Here is a 17,650-nt window from a genome sequence, read left to right as displayed (position 1 = left end):
CTGGATAGTTGGCGTCCGATGCGCTGGAGGTGGGGTGCTCTGGGTGAGTGAGCTCGGCGATTGCTGGAGTGCTGCCGCTGTGGTCGGACTGCAGCGGCTGGTGCGAACTGCTTACTCCTGTGCCGTGGCTCGCGGTCTGCTACGAGGCAACCGTTCTCCTCGCGGCGATCAACGAGTGGCTGTGACCAGCATGTTGTCTCAGTTGTCTCGACCTTGCCAGGTGGTGACGCAGGCTTCGTTCTCCTCCAGGTCGGCAAGGACCCAGAAGGCGGGGGCCCGGCTCGCCGACACGAGTCGACCCCCAGCCGCCAGCGCGGCTTCAATCCGCCGAGGTGCCTCGTCATGCGGAACGCTGATGTCGATGTGGATGCGATTGCGCTGCGGACGCGCGCGGTCCATCTGCTGGAACCAGATGGCCGGCCCCTGCCTGACCGGGTCGACGAGCGGATCCTCCGGTCCTTCTGCGCCCGCCTCATCGGCATAGCCCAATACCGCCTTCCAGAACGGCCGGATCGCGGAGATGCTCAAGGCATCGATGGCGATCTCCAGAGCCTGGACCGACCGCGGTGCCCCCGTTCCGAGTCCGGGCTCCGGCAGAAGCCCGGACTCGTCGACGGTGGCGGAGATCCGACGCGCAAGTTCGATATCCCGGGTCGTAACCGCTGCGTGGTCCAACGACTGCAGAGTGAAGACGGCCAGATCCGGGCGGACATCAACCCGGAGATGGCGATCGGCATCGTCGCCACACACTGCGACAGCGTCCGCTGCCAAGCTGATCGCTTGAGCCAACGTCCCGACCAGAACCGACGTCTGCAAGGAGCCCAGCAAGTAGCGCCACCCGTGGTCCCGGACCGCCTCCGACGCTTCCTGCCGACTCAGTATCTGCTCCATGACCGCATCCTTGCAGCCCCGCAGTCAGCCCCGCCTGCCGGTACTTCCGATACACGCCTTGGGTCCTGCGAAGACCTTCACCACCGGTTCTTCCGGGTCATACGCCGCCCAACCGGGATCGCCGTCGCGGGCGAACGCGACCCAGGCTCCGTGCATCGCTTCGGCAAGACCCGCCGGGGCCGGGTCCGGGCCCAGCAGGCCGCTGTCGCCGTGGAGCCACGGCTCGTCGGCGAGGTCGAACACGTAGGGCAGTTCCACTGTGTGCGCAGCGCCCAATCTGCCGCCGAGGGCCATCGAGCGATGGGCGAATGAGTAGACGTATGTCCGGCGCCCGGACAGCCGTGAGTGCGCCCCGGCCATCCGCGTGCTGCCGGCGCCGAACAGTGCGTCGCCGAGCAGTGCCGAGCGCAGCTCACCGGGCCCGGCGTCCGGGCGTGCGGTCCTGTGGGCCTCGAGCGCTGCGGCCGGCTCGGCGTACCCCGCCGTGGCGAGGGCGAGCACGTCCGCTTCGGTGGAGCGCTCCAGCTTGTCCTGCGGCACGAGGTAGAGGTTCCCCTCCTCGGTGTTGGTGCCGATGAGTACGGAGACCTCTGCGGCAGGTCCTTCGGCCAGTGCGTCGGCCGGCTGGGCGGGCAGGACCAGGCTGAACGGGCTCAGCCCGAGCAGTGGATCCCTGGCGGTGGCGGTGTGCAGGTCGAGACCGGTCAGCTCCGGCATGATGTCGAGGAAGACTTCGTCCGGGATGGCGGCGAACTGTTCGACGGTCGCCCGGACACCGAGCGCTTTGGCTGCCCTGGCAGTGGCCCGCTGGGCCTGCTCCGGGGTGAAGGCGCCGGTACCGCTGCCGCTTTGGATGATCGCGCGGCGGAACAGACCCCCGGCGTCCGGTGTCGCGAGCAGCGCCCCGACGAGCGTCGCGCCCGCCGACTGTCCGACGACAGTGACGTTGTCGGGGTCGCCCCCGAAGGGGGCGATGCTGTCTCGCACCCAGCGCAGCGCGGCCAGTACGTCGAGCAGTCCTCGGTTCGGCGGCGCTCCGGGCAGGTCGAGGAAGCCGGGGATGCCGAGCCGGTAGTTCACCGTCACCAGGACCACGCCGTCGCGGGCGAAGGCCCTGCCGTCGTACAGCGTGGCGCGCGTGGAGCCGGTGACGAATCCGCCGCCGTGTATGAAGATCATGACCGGGCGCCGCTCGCGGTCTGCGGCCGGGGTGCGGACGTCGACGGTCAGGTACTCGTCACCCGGCACCCAGCCCGGTCCGAAGTAGGGGGTCATGTCGAGGCGGCCGAAGGTACGGGTCGGTTGTGGTGCCGTCGGGGACGGCTGCGTGGCGTTTCTGACGCCGGTCCAGCCCGGGTGAGGTACGGGTGGGGTGAAGCGTCGAGCGCCTTGCGGAGCCATCGCGTACGGGATGGCCCGGTACAGTTCGCCGAACTCGTCACGTAGACCGCGCACGGCACCTGACGACGTCTCGACCACGGAGCTTGTGTGGTGCTGGAACACGGGAACTCTTCCTTCTCCTTCTATTCGATCTGTTCGAGTCCGGCTTCGGCTTGTTCAGCTTGTTCGGCTTGTTCGGCCCTGGCGTTTCACGCGATACGGGAGAATCCCGCCCACTCCCTGATCGCGAACTTCGAACCGTCCCTCTCCACCTCCGCCGCGCCATGCCCTCCCAGGTGTGCGGGGAAGACCAGGGCGTTGCTCTCCGCCGCGCGGCCGAGGAGCTTGTGTCTCGTCGCCCGTGCCTGGTCCGGGTCCTCGCAGAAGCACGAGTTGGTGTCCGGCTCCATGATCTGCAGCGCGGTGTGCACCAGGTCCCCGACGAAGAGCGCACGATCGGCACCCGATTCCAGCGACAGCACGGAGGACCCCGAGGTGTGACCGGGTGCGAGATCCAGCCGGAGGTTCTTGTCGATCCGGTACGAGCCGTCCCACAGCTCGGTCAGCCCGGCCTGGTGAACCGGTACGACGCTGTCCTCGAACACGTTCTGGTTGCCGCGGCCGAGGAGCGGTTCGTGTCCGTTGGCTGGGTTCCAGAAGTCGAAGTCGCGTCGCGGCATGAGGTAGGTGGCATTCGGAAAGGTCGGTACCCACGTGCGGTCGTCGAGATAGGTGTTCCAGCCCACGTGGTCGATGTGCAGGTGGGTGTTGACCACGATGTCGACGTCCTCGGGCCGTACGCCGGCGGTCGCGAGGTTGTCGAGGTAGTCAGTGTCGAGCCGATTCCAGACCGGCGCGTACGGCCGGTCCTTGTGGTTGCCCACCCCAGTGTCGATGAGGATCGTGCGCCCTTCGCTGCGCAGCAGCCAGGACTGGATCGCCGAGTTGCACTCATTCGTAGCGGGGTCCCAGAAGTCCGGTGCGAGTACGGGGCGGTGCTGCTCCCAGGCACCGTGGGGGCTGTCTGGGAAGAACGCTCCCGGGGCCATTCCGACGGATCCGTAGTACTCCTTGACACGGGTGACAGTGACATCACCCAGGACGATCTGTTCCATCGTCTTCCTCAATGCCTCGATGTTGGGGCGGGTGCACAGGCACGGGACCGGGCACAGGCACGTGGCCAAGCACAGGCACGTGGCCAGGCACCGGGAGCCGTGTGCGCTGGATCCGCGCCCTCCGGATGCCTCTGAGCCTGCTGGCCGTCCCCGTGTCCGGCCAGCCCCGCTGTGTCCTACCCCTCTCAGGGTGTGGCTGCGAACCCCCGTAGCGCTGCACACTTCACACATGAACGGACCTGGCCCACTGGGCGACTTCCTGCAGGCACGTCGGGCCCAGCTCCAGCCGGAGGATGTCGGGCTGCCCGCCTTCGGGCCCCGCCGAGTGGCCGGCCTGCGCCGGGAGGAACTGGCACAGCTGGCGGGCGTCAGCGCCTCCTACTACACCCGGCTCGAACAGGGCCTGTCCCGTGGCGCCTCGGCCGAGGTGCTCGACGCCATCGGACGGGCTCTACAACTCGGCGACCACGAACGCGAACACCTCGCGCGGCTCGCGGACGCTGCACGCCGTACGACCCGGACACGTCGGCCTCGGCCGGAGAAGGTCGCTGACGAGACCCGGGACCTGATGCGCGCGCTGGAGGGTGTTCCGGCGCTGGTTCTCGGCCGGCGCACCGATGTGCTCGCCTGGAACGACCTGGGCTATGGGCTGCTCGCAGGACATCTGGATCCGCTCGCCCCGCAGGACCCGGCCGGCCGCCCGAACATGAGCCGGATGCTGTTCCTCGATCCGCACTGCCGTGAGCTCTACCGGGACTGGAACCGCAAGGCCCGCGCGGTCGTGGGGAACCTGCGCACGGCAGTGGGCCTGCACCCGGATGATCCCCTCCTCGCGGAGCTGATCGGCGAGTTGACGATGAAGAGCCCTGAGTTCGTTGCGCTGTGGCGGGATCACCGTGTGTCGCCCTGCGACGCGGCGTCCTACGAGCTGCAGCATCCGGTCGTGGGATCGCTGACGGTGACGCAACAGACTCTGGCCCTCGTCCGTTCGCCGGAGCAGACCCTCATTGTGTGCACGACGCCCGCCGGGTCCTCGTCGGAGGCCGCTCTCGCCCTGCTCCGAAAGCTCGCCGAACCGGTCAGCCCACGACCCTTGTCAGAAGGGGGAGTTGACGGCACACGTATGGTGGAGAGGAATCGCATCAGCGCCCGCCCCGGGCTGTGAGCCGGGCGGCCGAACGGGGGAAGAAAGGTGCGTGCCCGATGACGGTCGGGCTCCTCTCCACGATTGCCGCTGTGTTCTACGGGAGCACGGTCTCGGTCCTCGCTCTGACTGCCACCTTCGCTCGGCGCCGCACACTGCGGAGTGAAGCGCGCAGCACTCTTGCCGTCCTGATTCCGGGGCGGACGGTGGAGTCGCAGCAGGTGGACCGCGCGGCCATGGGCCCAAATAGCTGAGCGGTACGACGCGTATAGCGGTGCGGTGGTGTTGGCCGGAACCCCGACGGGCACCGGCCAGCATCACCCGCCGACAAGCGCCCCCGCTCTCTTGCAGCCCTCGCGACTCCCGCGGTTCTTGTGACAGCCGCGGTTCTTGCGCCGAGATCGAAATGACGGTCCAATGCTGAAGATGACCACTGTGGGTGGACGCGACTCAGCAGGTGCCGAGGGCGAGGCTCGGGCGAATCCGAATCCGAATCCGAATCCGCTGGAGGAGTTGACGCTCGAGCAGCTCCGTCGGCGCACCAGCATAAAGTGGCGCACACATCCGGCGGATGTCCTGCCGCTGTGGGTGGCGGAGATGGACGTCCCCCTCGCGCCCGCGGTCGCCGACGCGCTCCGCGAAGCCATCGCGGCAGGGGACACCGGATACCCGGCCGGAACCGAATTCGCCGAATCGCTGGCCGCCTTCGCCGCTCGGCGGTGGAACTGGGACGGGGTGGACGTCGACCGTGTCGCCCTGATCCCGGACGTGATGATCGGCGCGGTCCAGATGCTGCGGCTGATCACTGACCCGGGCGACCCAGTGATTATCAACTCCCCCGTGTACGCGCCCTTCTACGCCTTCATCACCCATGACGACCGCCGCGTCGTCGAAGCACCGCTCGGGCAGAATCTGCGCATCGCTCCGGATACGTTGGAGGAGACGTTCCGGCGGACTCGCGAAGCAAACGGCACAGGCAAGATCGCCTACCTCCTCAGCAACCCCCACAACCCGACCGGCACAGTGCACACGTATGAGGAACTCGCCGTCGTGGCGGAACTCGCCCGGCGATACGGAATCCGGGTCGTCGCCGACGAGATCCACGCCCCGCTCGTACTGCCGGGCGCACGGTTCACGCCCTATCTGACCGTGCCCGGGGCTGAAGACGCCTTCTCGCTCATGTCGGCGACCAAGGGCTGGAACCTCGCCGGGATCAAGGCGGCGCTCGCCGTCGCGGGGCTTGAGGCAGCCGCTGAACTGCGCCGGATGCCCGAGGAGGTCCACCACGGCGCCAGCCATCTCGGCGTCATCGCCCATACGGCGGCCTTCCGCCATGGGGACGAGTGGCTCGACACGTTGCTGGCGGGGCTCGACGCCAACCGAACGCTGCTCGGTCGACTCGTCGCCGAACACCTGCCGGGGGTGGAGTACATCAGGCCCGAGGGCACGTTTCTGGCCTGGCTCGACTGCCGGTCCCTCGGCGTCCTCCCGGAACCGGAAGAAGCCGCCACGGGCTTGGCCGTCGTCACGGACCTGGCAGGCCCCGCCCAGCTGTTTCTCGAACACGCCAGGGTGGCCCTTTCCTCGGGCCACATCTTCGGCACGGGAGGAGCCGGACACGTCCGCCTGAACTTCGCCACGTCCCGGGCCGTCCTCACCGAGGCGATCACCCGGATGGGACGCGCCGCCGCACTCCACGAGCGCTAGCAGACCGCAACGGGCCCAAGGGCCGGCGGCGAGGATGCGGACGCGGACGTTCCGGGATACCTGCCACTCTCACGGAGTGCGGAACCCACGGAACGTCACATGCTTGCGCGCTTCGAAACCGAGTCGTTCATAGAGCGCGATCGCGGCGGTGTTCGTCTCGGCAACATGGAGGAAGGGGCGCTCGTCCCGGGACACGACGCGGGCGACGAGCTCACTGACCAGGTGCGCGGCGTACCCTCTCCCCCGCGCCTCCGGGGCGGTGCAGACGGCGCTGATCTCGGTCCAGCCCGGCGGCTTGAGCCGTTCGCCCACCATCGCGACCAACACATCGTTTTCGCGAATGCCGAGATACGTGCCCAGTTCGTGGGTGCGCGGCCAGAACGGACCCGGCTGGGTCCGCGCGACGAGGTCGAGCATCTCGGGCACGTTCTCGGGACCCAGTTCAATTACCTTGCCGTCCGACGGCGCACCGAACTCACCGGGCTCACCGAACTCACCGGGTTCACCGAACTCACCTGGCTCACCGGCTCGGCGACCCCGGGGCCAGATCATCTGGCGACCTTCGAGCACGAAGACCGGCTCCCAACCCTGCGGCGGGGTCGCCGGACAGCTGAACATGTCGGCGAACTCATCAGGGCCGAGCAGTTGAGCCAGCTCTGCCCACTCCGCCGCGTCCGCGTCGGCGGACACCGAGGAGAAGGTGGCGACTCCGGGCAGGTAGGTGACGGCCCGACCGAATCGACGGGCGAGATGCGCGTGAGATCCGCGGAGTGACTCACCCACCGGGTCATCGAGCGAAATGACGTCGCGGTCCACCATCTGTGCTGTGCCTTCCGTACCGTGCGCGGGCAGTCGACCGGCACGAGACACCCCACGCCGACGACCCATGTGGGACAGAACGGCTCAGCCACGACCAGCTTGCGGGCGCAGTCTAATCGGACCATGGAAAGCCCCTCCAGTGCCTCAGACGGTCCAGGGGCGACGCAGGGCCAGCGTCGAGTGGATCTCGTCCATGGCCGTATCGAGTCTCTAGTGGTGCAGCACACACCGGGCAGCGCCACTCGCCGTCAACCATCGAGCCGTCAACCATCGAACGACGCAATACCCCGAAAGCGTGTCCACGCCCGATCGAACGAGTTTGAGCAACCGCCCTCCAGCGCCCGCCCGCCCAATCTGCATGAATAGAAAGCAAGTTCACAGAACGCCCCTCATGCGGGCCGTGACGACCCCGGATCAGCCGCGTTCTTAGAGCACTAGTGCCACTTCACCGCTCAGATGGAGGACAACATGTGCCCTGTCGCCGCTCCCGCACATCGGCCCCCTGGATTCGAACGACGGCCGCGCCTGACCGCACACAGCGTTGACGGCGCGATCGGCTCAGTACGACCGGATACGGGGTGGGCGGCATGAGCGAGCACGCCGATGCATCGCCCGACAGCGTCCCGGGACCGCGCACCACCCCACCCCAGACCTCCACCGCGACGGCGCCCTCCCCCTCCCTCTCCTCCGCCGACACACCCGTCGAGCCACCCGCTACCTCCGACGCCACCTCACCAGAGCCACAAATGCGGTTCGTCGACCTGACCGGCAGCCGTGAGGCGGCCGGACGGTCGATCCGGATGCGTGACATGGCCAAGCGCCTGCCGCAGTTGGTGCGCCGTTCGTTGGCGCTCGCCTGGCGTGTCGACCGGCGCGCGACGGTCGGTCTCCTGCTGTGCCAGGCGGCGGCCGGCGTGATGCAAGCCCTGGGGCTTGTCGCCATCAGCGGAACCCTGACCGCGCTCCTGTCCAGCGGAGACGTCTACCACCGGCTCCTTGAGGCATGGCCGTCCGTGGCCCTCCTGGCGGGCGCATCCGGAGTCCGCGCCCTCTTGGGGATCACCGTCAGCTGGCTCTCCTCCCGGCTGGGCCCACTGATGTCGCGCGAGGCCGAACAGATGCTGCTCACGGCCTGCGCCGAGGTGGAGCTGTGCGCCTACGACGAGCCCGACTTCAACCGCGACCGCGACGCGGCCGACCGCGGTGCCGAGGTCACCGGGGACCTGATCGACGAAGGCCAGGACCTGATCGCCTCGGGAGCCTCGTTCCTCGCCGGGGCGATCGTGCTGGCCGGGGTGCACTGGGTGCTCCTGCCACTCCTGGTGGCGGCCAGCCTTCCTCAAGCACTGGCCCAGGTCAGCGCCGCCCGGGTGCGCTACCTCGCGAACATGCGCAGCAACGGCGACCGGCGCATGCTCTCGGTGCTGCGCTGGCACATCTACACCAAGGAAGCGGCCGACCAGATCCGCGCGGGCACCATGGCCGGTTTCCTCTCGGGCCGGTACCGGCAGACCGTCTCCCGGATCAACCGCGAGGACCGGGCCGCCGCCGACAAGGGCGCGCGCATGTCCCTCGTCGGCGCCCTGTGCGGAGGTGTCGGGTCAGCGGTCGTCTGGGCCGCGGTCGTGATTCTGCTGGCCACCGACCGCATCACCGTCGGGCACGCGGGGACGGCCGTCTTCGCACTCCAGGCCGTGGGCCAGTCGGTCCGCGGGCTGGTCAGCGTCGGGGCGCGCACCATCCGCACGGGGCTGTACATGGACGACTGGAGCGGCTTCCTGGACAAGGCCGGTGGCTTCCGCATGTGCCGGGGTCCGCACCGTGCCGAGCCCCCGAAGAAGATCGAGATCAAGTCGCTCTCCCACCGCTACGCGGGTAAGGACGACAACGCCCTGTCCGACGTCTCCCTCACCTTGCGCCGCGGCGAGGTCACCGCGCTGGTCGGTTTCAACGGCTCCGGGAAGTCGACCCTGTCGAAGCTGGTCAGCGGTCTGTATCTGCCCACGGAAGGGCAGGTGTTGTGGGACGGCACGCCCACGGAGGAGGCCGATCCCCAAGAGCTGTGGCAGCAGGTGGCCCTGGTGCCACAGGAATACGCACGCTGGCCGCTGACCGTGCGCGAGAATGTGACACAGGGGCAGCCGACAGCCCGCGGCGACGCGGCGGTACGGGAAGCGTGCAAGGCAGCCGACGCCGACGAGGTCGTGGACAGGCTCGGCTCCGGCCTGGACACGCTCCTCGCCCGCGAATGGCTCAGCGGGGAGGAACTGAGCGGCGGCCAATGGCAGCGGATCGCCCTTGCGAGGGCTTTCTTCCGCGAGGCCGGACTGCTGGTACTCGACGAGCCGACCGCGAACCTCGACCCACGTGCCGAGTACCGCGTCTTCCGGCGACTGCGCGACCTCGCCCGGGACCGGGTGGTGCTCCTGGTGACCCACCGCATCACCAACGTCGCGGTCGCCGACCGGATCGTGGTCCTCGACGAGGGCCGGATCGTCCAGAAAGGCACCTACCAGGAACTCGCCCAACAGCAGGGCATGTTCCAGCAGTTGCTGTCCTACCAGATCAACTCTGAGCCGGAAGGACAGAAGCAGACGACACGTACGTAAGCCAGGCTAGGTCGGTGCCTCTCGTCAGACGTGTGGGCCAGTGGAACCTTCAGAACGAGGGGCGCCGACTCCGCTCGCGGACCCGCACGATCGGTGAGTCCTCCGCCCACGAGCGACCACTACTGAGACCGCTGCCCAACGAGGTGTTCGAGACGGGACGGTGGTTCACTCCGCGCGTCAACCGCTTCGGCCAGATCACCGTCCGTTCCAACACCTACTCGGGCTGGGTGATGCCGCAGGGTGTGATGGGCCGACGGATACGCCCAGAGTGGCGCGGGCTGCGGCTGTGGAACGTCGGCCTCGTCCTTCCCTGAGGTCGTCATCCTGACCGCGCTCGCGCGCTGATCCGATGAAGCTCGCTCAGGCCGGAGGGACTTGAGCTGAAGGCTGGTGCTTGCGCCGTTCCGCGGCCCGGCGCACAAGGATGGCGTGCAGCTCCCGGGCCGCCGTGGGGATCGGGCGTGCGTGGCGTCGCTGGATCATGACGCGGAGCTCGGTGGAGTCGTCGGCCAACGGACGACACGCGATGGTGCCACTGCGCTCCAAGGGGTCGCCGAGCACGCTGTAGTCGGGCAGCACGGTGGTGCCGAGGCCCTCAGCCACCATCAGCTTGCACATCTCGGCACCGTCGGTCGAGTAAGAAAAGGACGGCGTACGGCCGCTCAGAAGGCGATGGATGTAGCGATGCATGACATAACCGGATCGCATCACGATCAACGGCTCGCCCAGGAGATCGGCGACGGTGACCGCCTTGCGCGCAGCCAACGGGCTGTCCGGACGGACACAGACGACCGGGCGCCCGCGCAGCAGTTCGGTGGTGTGCAGGCCAGGCGGAAGATCGTCGTCTCGAAGGTAGCTGACCAGCCCGAGATCGAACCCGCCCTCGGCCAGATGCCGTTGGATACCGTCCTGCCGGTCCGCGACCACCTCCACCTCAGTCGATGGATGAGCGGCGCGGAACTCACGGATGGCCGGCGTCAGCAGTGTGACAGTGGCTGCGTTGACCGTGCCCAGCCGCAGCCTACGGCTGATGTGGTGCTGCTCGTCGGCGGCCTGGCGCAGCCGGTCGACCGCGTCAAGCACCCCCGCAATGTGCGGCAGCAGTTCGCGCCCTTGGTCGCTGATCTTGGCTCCGGAACGCTTGCGTTCCAAGAGCTCCACTCCTAGTTCCTGCTCCAGGTTGCGGAGTGTCTCGCTCAGCGCCGGCTGCGACAAGTGCAGTACCTCGGCGGCGCGGCGCAAGGATCCCAGCCGTGTGACTGCCGTCAGGTATTCCAACTGTTCCACGCGCATGACGAGCCACCTCCGACGCTCATCATAAACAGACCAATTCCGCTCAGGTGATGGAGGGGTGGAAGGGGCACCCTATCGGGGCATCGGCAATTCCTAATCGACCTGGGTCGAGTATTTGAGTGGAGTCCGGTCGCAGCATAGGTGTGTGACCGTCGGCAGCAGGTGGGTACCGAAACGTCTTGTTGCCGAGCCGCGCCTGAATGGGAAACCAAAAGGGGCGCCGTACTGCAGAACAGGGCTTTCCACCGTCGCTTAGGGGCGGGAGTTGCCACCATCGTCGCCGCGGCAATGATTGGCATCGTAATGTCCGGGGCAGCGGTTGCTGCCGACCGCACGTAAAAGAAAGAACCAGTGGGTACTCGTCGCTGCTCTTGAACGGGCGCGCCCACAGGCTCTCTTCTTGTAAGGCACGGTCATGCGAGGGCCACGATCGTATAGCCCAGGCCCGCAGGGGGCGCCAGGAATTCACTCCGGCCTGGGGTATTACCAGGTCGGCGGCCGGTGTCGCAGCGCTGGGAGTGTCACTGTGGCAGCTGCGCGCGCCGTACCGCGCACCCGCGCCCGCGCCCGCGAGCCGCTGCCCTCCGCCCTCGCCCGCTCCGGGCCCGCCGCCCCGGCAAGTTGAGCCGCTGGTCGGGCAACGGGGGCGACCGTAGCAGGAGAACATGACCGACTCCTCTTCTCCCACGTCGGGCGACAGCCCGGCGCGCGGTCCGTTCGGGCCGGCCGGGGCCGCTCGTCGCGCACGGCCCCCGGCCAGGTCTCAGATGGTGAGGTGCCGCTCGGCGCCTGAGCCGTCGCCCGCGATCTCGGGGGCGATGCCGTGCTGCTCTTCTTCGGGGCGGCCCCTCTTGGGCAGCAGGAGGGTGATCGCGAGGAAGACCACCAGCAGACACGCCTGGACGATCAGCGCACGGTGGAAGCCGCCCGTGAAGTCACCAGTCTTCGCCCGGGCGAAGAACACCGAGCCGAAGACCGCGACGCCGATGGAACCGCCGATTGCCTGGACCGCCGACAGGACGCCGGAAGCGGATCCGATCTCGTCGTCGTCGACCGCGGCCAGGATGAAGCTGAACAGGGCGGCGATCACCATGCCGGCACCGGTGCCCGCCACCGCCACGGCGGGAACGATGTCCCAGATCGAGAACGAGGCGGCATCGAGGCCATCGAGTTCGAACCACAGCACGGCCGCGCCGACCAGCTGGACGAGCGGTCCGATCTGCAGCACCTTGCGGCCGATCTTGTCCGCGAGGAACGCACCGCTGATGGCGCCGCCGATCGCGGTTCCCACCGCGAGGGGCAGGTTGCCCAGTCCTGCGTCACCGGCGGTGAAGTGCTGGCCGATCTGCAGGAACAGGGTCAGTACGAGCTGGGTGCCGATCAGTCCGGCGAAGAACAGGGCGATGCCGCCGAGCCCGACGGTGAAGGCCGGCTTGCGCAGCAGACCCGGGGTCACCAGCGGCTCGCGGCCCGCGGCGGCCGTGCGGCGCTGCTGGAGGGCGAAGACGGCGAAACCGATCGCCGAGGCGGCCATGGACAACCATGTCCACAGCGGCCAGCCGTTCTCCTGTCCCTGGTTGAGCGGCAGCACCAGCAGGGCGCAGGACGCCGCGACCAGGGCGGCGCCGGTCATGTCGACCCGTACTGTGCGGTCTCCCGCCTTCTTGGGCACGAACTTCGCGGCGACGATCAGCGCCGCGGTTCCGATGGGCAGGTTGACCAGGAACACCGATCGCCAGCCCAGGTCGAAGAAGTCGCCTTCGATGAGGAAGCCGCCCAGGACCGGGCCGATGATGCCACCCAGGCCGAGGATGGGTCCGAAGATCGCGAAGACCTTGGTGAGTTCGGGGCCGGAGAAGTTCTCCCGCAGCAGGCCCAGGCCCTGGGGCAGGAGCATCGCTCCGGCGGTGCCCTGCAGCAGGCGGAAGGCGATCAGCGACTCGATGTTCGGCGCGATCGCGCACAGCAGGGAGCTCGCGGTGAAGGCCGCCAGGCCGATCAAGAACATCCGGCGCCGGCCGTAGCGGTCACCGAGCCGGCCGCCGAGCACCAGACCCGCGCCCAGGGTGAGGGCGTAGCCGCCGATCACCCACTGCAGTCCGACCGGGCCGGCACCGAGCGATTCCTCCAGGTCCGGGCCTGCGACGTTGACGATCGAGGCATCCAGGAGATCCATGATCTCCGCGACGATCATCACCACCAGGATCAAGTAGCGCCATCGGTAGGGCTCGGTCGTCTCGTCAGGGGTAGGGGACGGGTCACGCACGCCAGGTACCTCCATGGTGAAGTAATTCCATCATGAAGGTAAAGTGGGGGCGGTAGGTTGTCAAAGCGGGACGACCGTGCGGACCGCGCGGCTGAAGAGAAGGGTGGAGGGTCGGCATGGAGGAAGCCGTGCGCGACGGCGTCGCGGAGCGACGTGAGCAGCTGATGGAATCACTGAGGATCTACGGCGGCCACTACGCCGAACTCAGCCGGCGCTTCGCCGCCTGGCTGGGCCTGCACTCCACCGACGCGACCGCGGTCCTGGAGATCGCCGCCGCCGAGGAGCGCGGCACTCCCCTGTCACCGGCACGGCTGAGCGAGCGGATCTCCCTGTCCACGGGCGCCACCACCGCGCTCCTGAACCGTCTCGAAGCGGCAGGGCACATCACCCGCGCCCGCGAACACTCCGACCGGCGCATCGTCACGCTGCGCAGCGGCGGGCACATCCAGGAACGGGCGGACGAGTTCTTCGGTCCGCTCGCCCACCGCCTCGACGCCGCGATGTCGCACTATCCGCCCCGGCTCCTCGAACAGTTCGAAGTGTTCCTGGCCGACCTGAACACCACCATGGACATCCATCTCACGGAACAGGACGCGGTGACACCGCGGTCTCCCCGTACCCCTGATGACCGGACCCCCTGACCGGCTTGCTTGCCGTCACCATGGCCCGTACGAGGTGGCCATCGAACCAGGCGGCGGGTGCGTCGACTTGTCACCATTCCGTGCTCCACGCCGGATAGGCGACACGACCGTCTACGGGGTCCCAGAGCTGCCGAGGTAGGGCCTCGCCACATCCGCGAAGCGTCTACGCGCAGCCCTGACTTGTACGACATGGCTGGGCACCCAGCCCTCAGCCGCGACCGAACGGACGGCCTCATGCGCATGTGAAAGGTTCTCTTCGCATTCGGCAAGGAGCTCAAGAGCCGCCTCTCTCAACCCCTCCGGCCCGTGCAGTTCAATAACCGCGCAGGCGCGACGCACCTTGGCCACACTCTCCACCAGCCGCGGATAGTCTTGCCGCTCCCGCCGCGCCGCCCATCGACGCATAGCGGACCCCGCATCCGCCCCACCGCTCCAGAAGACGGGGAAAGAAGCATTCACCCCGGGGCCCACACCCTTGTTGAACTGTGTCAGCAGTGTCTCGAACTCCAGGACTTCAGCGACCAGACCAGCACAGGCGTTGACGCGGCTCGACTGAATGAACTGAAGCTGCGCGGCGTCCGAGGCGGCATCCGCCTGAATCTGGGCAGCCTTCTTGGCGGCCGCTGCTTGGGCCCTACCTCCTCTGGCTTGCGCGAACGCGCCCGCCCACCCAATGGCGGCCGCGATGATCGCTGTCACTCCCGGTACGAGTACTTCGCCCCCCATAGTCCGAGTGTTCCCAGCCAAAGGGCTCCGGAAGCAGGGCGCCGGGGGTGGCTAGTGGGCGAGTACGGCCAGCCCGGCCGGGACGCACCTCTATCCAGACGTGCTCGCGGCACCGGAAAAGGGCGCCGCCGAAGAGGAGAAGACCCGCTCCAAGGACAAGGCCGACAACCGGAATAAGAAGGGCGGCCGGCCCGTCACCAACCTCTACGGACAGCACACCTGCCGCTCCCGCACGCGAGGTGCTAACGGACGTCTACGTAGTCCTCACTTCCGTAGTCCGCGTAGTGGGAGGCCACCGTGTCGGTGTAGCGCATCTGCCAGGTGCCGTCCCGCCGCGCGGTGAAATTCTTGCGGAACGTGCCGTCGGCCAGCGTCCTGGCGCTGCCCAGCTCCTGCCACGCGGAGCCGGCCGTCGCGGCCTTGAACCAGACGCGGATCTTCTGGCCGCCGTACGGCCGCCAGGTGGACCCCGTCTTCCGCATCAGGCCACCCTTGGCCGTGAGCGTCGTCCCCTTGCGCACGCCCTCGGGCGAGACGCCGTCGTTCCAGATCTTGGTGTACGTGCGGCCCAGCGTGAAGCTCGGACCGTTTACGCCCGCGTTCACGAGGCGGAGCCGCCACTGGGCGCCCGCATCCGCCTTCTTCGGCGAGGAGGCCGTGAAGGAGGCACCGTACGCGGCGTCGAAGGTGCCGGTGCTCGACCAGGACCCACCCTCCGTACGGCGGTCGATGGACACCTTCGCCTGGGCGCCCGCAGGGTACGAGCCCCGCGTGACACCGAGCTTTCCGGTGAACGTGACCTTGCGGTACTTGCTGACCTCGGCCTTGACGTTCGACAACTCGCTCGTCCGAGGGGGCGTGGCCAGCGTGAAGGAGTACGGGGCCGGCGCCGTGAACCAGTTCGACGCGGTCGGCCGGACGCTCACCTGCCCGCCCTGCTTGACGGTGTACGCCGTGGAGAAGGTGCCGTTCGCACCGCTCGCGGCGGCCCTGTCGCCGATCTGCACCTCGGCGGCCAGCGGCTTCTCGGTGCCGTCGTCCGCGATACGGGTGAGCTTGCCGCTGACGGGGATGTCACTGCCGTACGGGGCGGTGACCGTGCCGGTGGGGGCGTCCACCGTGAGCTTCAGCTCCTGCTTGCGGAAGGGCAGGGTGAGCGACTCGTACTGTTGGTCGAACATGTACTCGTACGTGGTGTCGGTGCTGTGCTCGCTGAAGTGCTGGGAGGACGTGAAGCGCCCCGCCTCGTCCGTCCACACCCAACCCTCGCCGCGGGCCTCCCGGGCGCGGTAGTACATGCCCACCCCGGCGAACGGCTTCACCTCGTGGGTGTGGGGGTCCTCGGCCACCAGGGACCCGGAGACCGCGAGGGAAGCGTTGTCGTAGGAGATCCACGGGCGGCTGCTGGTGAGGGTGAGCCGGGGGTGGAGTCCGTAGTTGAGATAGCCGGTGCCCGGCTCGACGACCTCGTTCGGCTGCCCCTCCCTCGCCACGACGTCGATCACGTAGGCGCCCATGGCGGGCAGGGTGACCGGCTCGGACCTGAAGGTGTCCTCGTAGCAGTCGTCCGTGTCGGGGCAGGCCTCGGTGCCGTCGAGGCGGACGTCGGCGAGGACCTTGCTGTCATTCTTCGCGTGGATCCTGAGCGTGACGTCCTTCGGGTGGAAGCGCGAGGACATGTGCTCATAGAGGGCATAGACCTTGCCCCCGTCCAGCAGGGTTTCCGTACGGCTCTTCGCACCGCCGTCACCCGCGGGCGCGGCGGGCGCGGCGGGCGCGGCGGGCGCGGCGGGCGCGGCGACCAGTGCGGCAGCGCAGACCGCGATGCTCGTGGCCAGCGCTGCCGTGTACTTCTTCAAGACGTGAACTCCCCCATCGGGCGTTGCCATACGTATGTGCGTATGACCGGCGAGGCGGGCGCAGGGTTGCACGACTCGGTGCCGCATTTTGATCGTCCTGGACGCCTTCGTCGCCAAGGTGTCACCAGTACGGGGTGGAGTCGTGCGGCAGCTGGGGTGGCGGCGTCGAAGGTGAGTCCCCAGGCTTCCGGACCGAGCGGGACACGGCGCGCGGCGGTGCTCACTGGCCCTTGGTGGGCTGTCGGGTTGGGTACCAGGCCGGTCCACAGCCACAGACAGGGGCTGATGGTGTGGGCCGCTCCTTCGTTGGCCCGGTCCACTGACCACACCTCAGAGAAGGGCCAACCGTCGTGCTCCGTACACCCAGACCACAGCGGCCACGCGGCGCCTGGAAGTGCCGGCCGTTCACTGCGGTCTGCGGCGCAGATCGTTGATCTGGGTGAGCACGGCCTCGACATGAGGGCGGACCTGGGACCTCAGCTCACTGCTCCATGTCTCGTCTTGGTAGTGGCAGGTGAGATACAAGTTCCGCGCGTGCTCCAGGACGGGGCGATGCCGATGGGGCAGATGGGCCAGAGCCCAGTCGGCGGCAGCATCCTTTGCCTTGATCTCGCCTGTGGCGAGAGTGGTCCAGATACGCGCGAGGGTCAGCAGGACATTGCGGGTGTCCTCATCCAACTCTTCCAGGAGCTCAGGTATACCCGCGACGCTCGCCCGGACGAGGTCGGAGTGCGGTACCGGCGCAAGGACCTCGGCAGGCCGTGGTCCCGTCAGCGGACGGTCACCCGTCAGCACCATCGTGATCACCAAGGCCAGGTCCGGCAGTGGACCGGGCTGGGGGATCCTGCCTCTCTCGTAGTCCGCTCGCAGCCACTCCCCATAGAGCAAATCGGCAGTCGGCGGAAACCTCCAGGGTCGGACCTCCGACTCGACAACGACGGTGACCTCTACCGGCCGGACTTCGGAGGTCAGGCCGGAGATCTCCAGCAGACCTTTCACCAGTGAACGCCGCTGACAATCCCCCAGGCTCCTGCGTGTCACGGCCAGAACGTCCAGATCACTGGCCGGGGCAAGCCCTCCGAGCACGGCCGACCCATGCACATACACGCCCAAAAGCTCGGGTCCTGCCGTGTCGCGGAGGAGTTCGACGGTCCGCTCGAGCTGATCCATCTCGCCAGTCTCGTATACGTTCGTTCGCGG

Annotated in this window: 15 protein-coding genes; 6 read left to right on the top strand and 9 right to left on the bottom strand. The window is 68.1% G+C overall.

Annotation, left to right across the window (positions count from 1 at the left end; all coding sequences use genetic code 11):
* Positions 1 to 47: 47 nt before the first annotated feature.
* On the top strand, positions 48 to 185 hold the full coding sequence (locus ACFVYL_RS25050; RefSeq protein ID WP_389719606.1) for a hypothetical protein: 138 nt from the start codon (positions 48 to 50) through the stop codon (positions 183 to 185).
* Positions 186 to 198: 13 nt separating this feature from the next.
* Here ACFVYL_RS25050 and ACFVYL_RS25045 read toward each other — a convergent pair whose 3' ends face one another.
* From ACFVYL_RS25045 to ACFVYL_RS25035, 3 genes are all read right to left on the bottom strand, one after another.
* The gene (locus ACFVYL_RS25045) at positions 199 to 891 is read right to left on the bottom strand and encodes a VOC family protein (RefSeq protein ID WP_389719604.1); all 693 of its coding nucleotides are present in this window, start codon (positions 889 to 891) and stop codon (positions 199 to 201) included.
* A gap of 24 nt (positions 892 to 915) precedes the next feature.
* Positions 916 to 2,394 carry a carboxylesterase/lipase family protein gene (locus tag ACFVYL_RS25040; protein ID WP_389719602.1) on the bottom strand — a complete coding sequence of 493 codons (1,479 nt, stop codon included), beginning with the start codon at positions 2,392 to 2,394 and terminating at the stop codon, positions 916 to 918.
* Between the two features lie 86 nt (positions 2,395 to 2,480).
* Positions 2,481 to 3,386, bottom strand: a complete 906-nt coding sequence (locus tag ACFVYL_RS25035) for an MBL fold metallo-hydrolase (protein WP_389719600.1) — start codon at positions 3,384 to 3,386, stop codon at positions 2,481 to 2,483.
* A gap of 229 nt (positions 3,387 to 3,615) precedes the next feature.
* On the opposite strand from ACFVYL_RS25035, the gene ACFVYL_RS25030 reads away from it, so the two are divergent.
* Together ACFVYL_RS25030 and ACFVYL_RS25025 are read left to right on the top strand one after the other, a co-directional pair.
* Positions 3,616 to 4,551, top strand: coding sequence for a helix-turn-helix transcriptional regulator (locus tag ACFVYL_RS25030; RefSeq protein ID WP_389719598.1), 936 nt, complete (start codon positions 3,616 to 3,618; stop codon positions 4,549 to 4,551).
* A gap of 396 nt (positions 4,552 to 4,947) precedes the next feature.
* Entirely contained in the window at positions 4,948 to 6,237 is a 1,290-nt protein-coding gene (locus ACFVYL_RS25025) for a MalY/PatB family protein (RefSeq protein ID WP_389719597.1), read from the top strand.
* Positions 6,238 to 6,306: 69 nt separating this feature from the next.
* Here the strand turns inward: ACFVYL_RS25025 and ACFVYL_RS25020 are convergent, their stop codons facing one another.
* Entirely contained in the window at positions 6,307 to 7,056 is a 750-nt protein-coding gene (locus ACFVYL_RS25020; RefSeq protein WP_389719595.1) for a GNAT family N-acetyltransferase, read from the bottom strand.
* 746 nt (positions 7,057 to 7,802) lie between these two features.
* Here ACFVYL_RS25020 and ACFVYL_RS25015 point away from each other — a divergent pair.
* Entirely contained in the window at positions 7,803 to 9,665 is a 1,863-nt protein-coding gene (locus tag ACFVYL_RS25015; RefSeq protein ID WP_389719684.1) for an ABC transporter ATP-binding protein, read from the top strand.
* Positions 9,666 to 9,679: 14 nt separating this feature from the next.
* Positions 9,680 to 9,979 carry a hypothetical protein gene (locus tag ACFVYL_RS25010; RefSeq protein ID WP_389719594.1) on the top strand — a complete coding sequence of 100 codons (300 nt, stop codon included), beginning with the start codon at positions 9,680 to 9,682 and terminating at the stop codon, positions 9,977 to 9,979.
* Between the two features lie 46 nt (positions 9,980 to 10,025).
* Here ACFVYL_RS25010 and ACFVYL_RS25005 read toward each other — a convergent pair whose 3' ends face one another.
* Together ACFVYL_RS25005 and ACFVYL_RS25000 are read right to left on the bottom strand one after the other, a co-directional pair.
* Positions 10,026 to 10,958: a LysR family transcriptional regulator gene (locus tag ACFVYL_RS25005; protein WP_389719592.1), complete on the bottom strand. Its 933-nt coding sequence runs from the start codon at positions 10,956 to 10,958 to the stop codon at positions 10,026 to 10,028.
* Positions 10,959 to 11,721: 763 nt separating this feature from the next.
* Positions 11,722 to 13,224, bottom strand: coding sequence for an MFS transporter (locus tag ACFVYL_RS25000; RefSeq protein WP_389719590.1), 1,503 nt, complete (start codon positions 13,222 to 13,224; stop codon positions 11,722 to 11,724).
* A gap of 116 nt (positions 13,225 to 13,340) precedes the next feature.
* Here ACFVYL_RS25000 and ACFVYL_RS24995 point away from each other — a divergent pair, with 116 nt between their 5' ends.
* Positions 13,341 to 13,865, top strand: a complete 525-nt coding sequence (locus tag ACFVYL_RS24995) for a MarR family winged helix-turn-helix transcriptional regulator (protein WP_389719588.1) — start codon at positions 13,341 to 13,343, stop codon at positions 13,863 to 13,865.
* Positions 13,866 to 13,976: 111 nt separating this feature from the next.
* On the opposite strand, the gene ACFVYL_RS24990 is transcribed toward ACFVYL_RS24995, so the two are convergent.
* The 3 genes from ACFVYL_RS24990 to ACFVYL_RS24980 form a co-directional block, all read right to left on the bottom strand.
* Positions 13,977 to 14,564 carry a hypothetical protein gene (locus tag ACFVYL_RS24990; RefSeq protein WP_389719587.1) on the bottom strand — a complete coding sequence of 196 codons (588 nt, stop codon included), beginning with the start codon at positions 14,562 to 14,564 and terminating at the stop codon, positions 13,977 to 13,979.
* Between the two features lie 269 nt (positions 14,565 to 14,833).
* Positions 14,834 to 16,450 carry a hypothetical protein gene (locus ACFVYL_RS24985; RefSeq protein WP_389719586.1) on the bottom strand — a complete coding sequence of 539 codons (1,617 nt, stop codon included), beginning with the start codon at positions 16,448 to 16,450 and terminating at the stop codon, positions 14,834 to 14,836.
* 405 nt (positions 16,451 to 16,855) lie between these two features.
* On the bottom strand, positions 16,856 to 17,620 hold the full coding sequence (locus ACFVYL_RS24980) for an aminoglycoside adenylyltransferase family protein (RefSeq protein ID WP_389719585.1): 765 nt from the start codon (positions 17,618 to 17,620) through the stop codon (positions 16,856 to 16,858).
* Between the last annotated feature and the right edge of the window lie 30 nt (positions 17,621 to 17,650).

It is taken from the genome of Streptomyces sp. NPDC058308 (assembly GCF_042880275.1).
In the GTDB taxonomy this organism is placed as follows: domain Bacteria; phylum Actinomycetota; class Actinomycetes; order Streptomycetales; family Streptomycetaceae; genus Streptomyces.
Note: the sequence above shows the minus strand (reverse complement) of the source record. Positions and strands in the feature narration are given on the sequence as shown.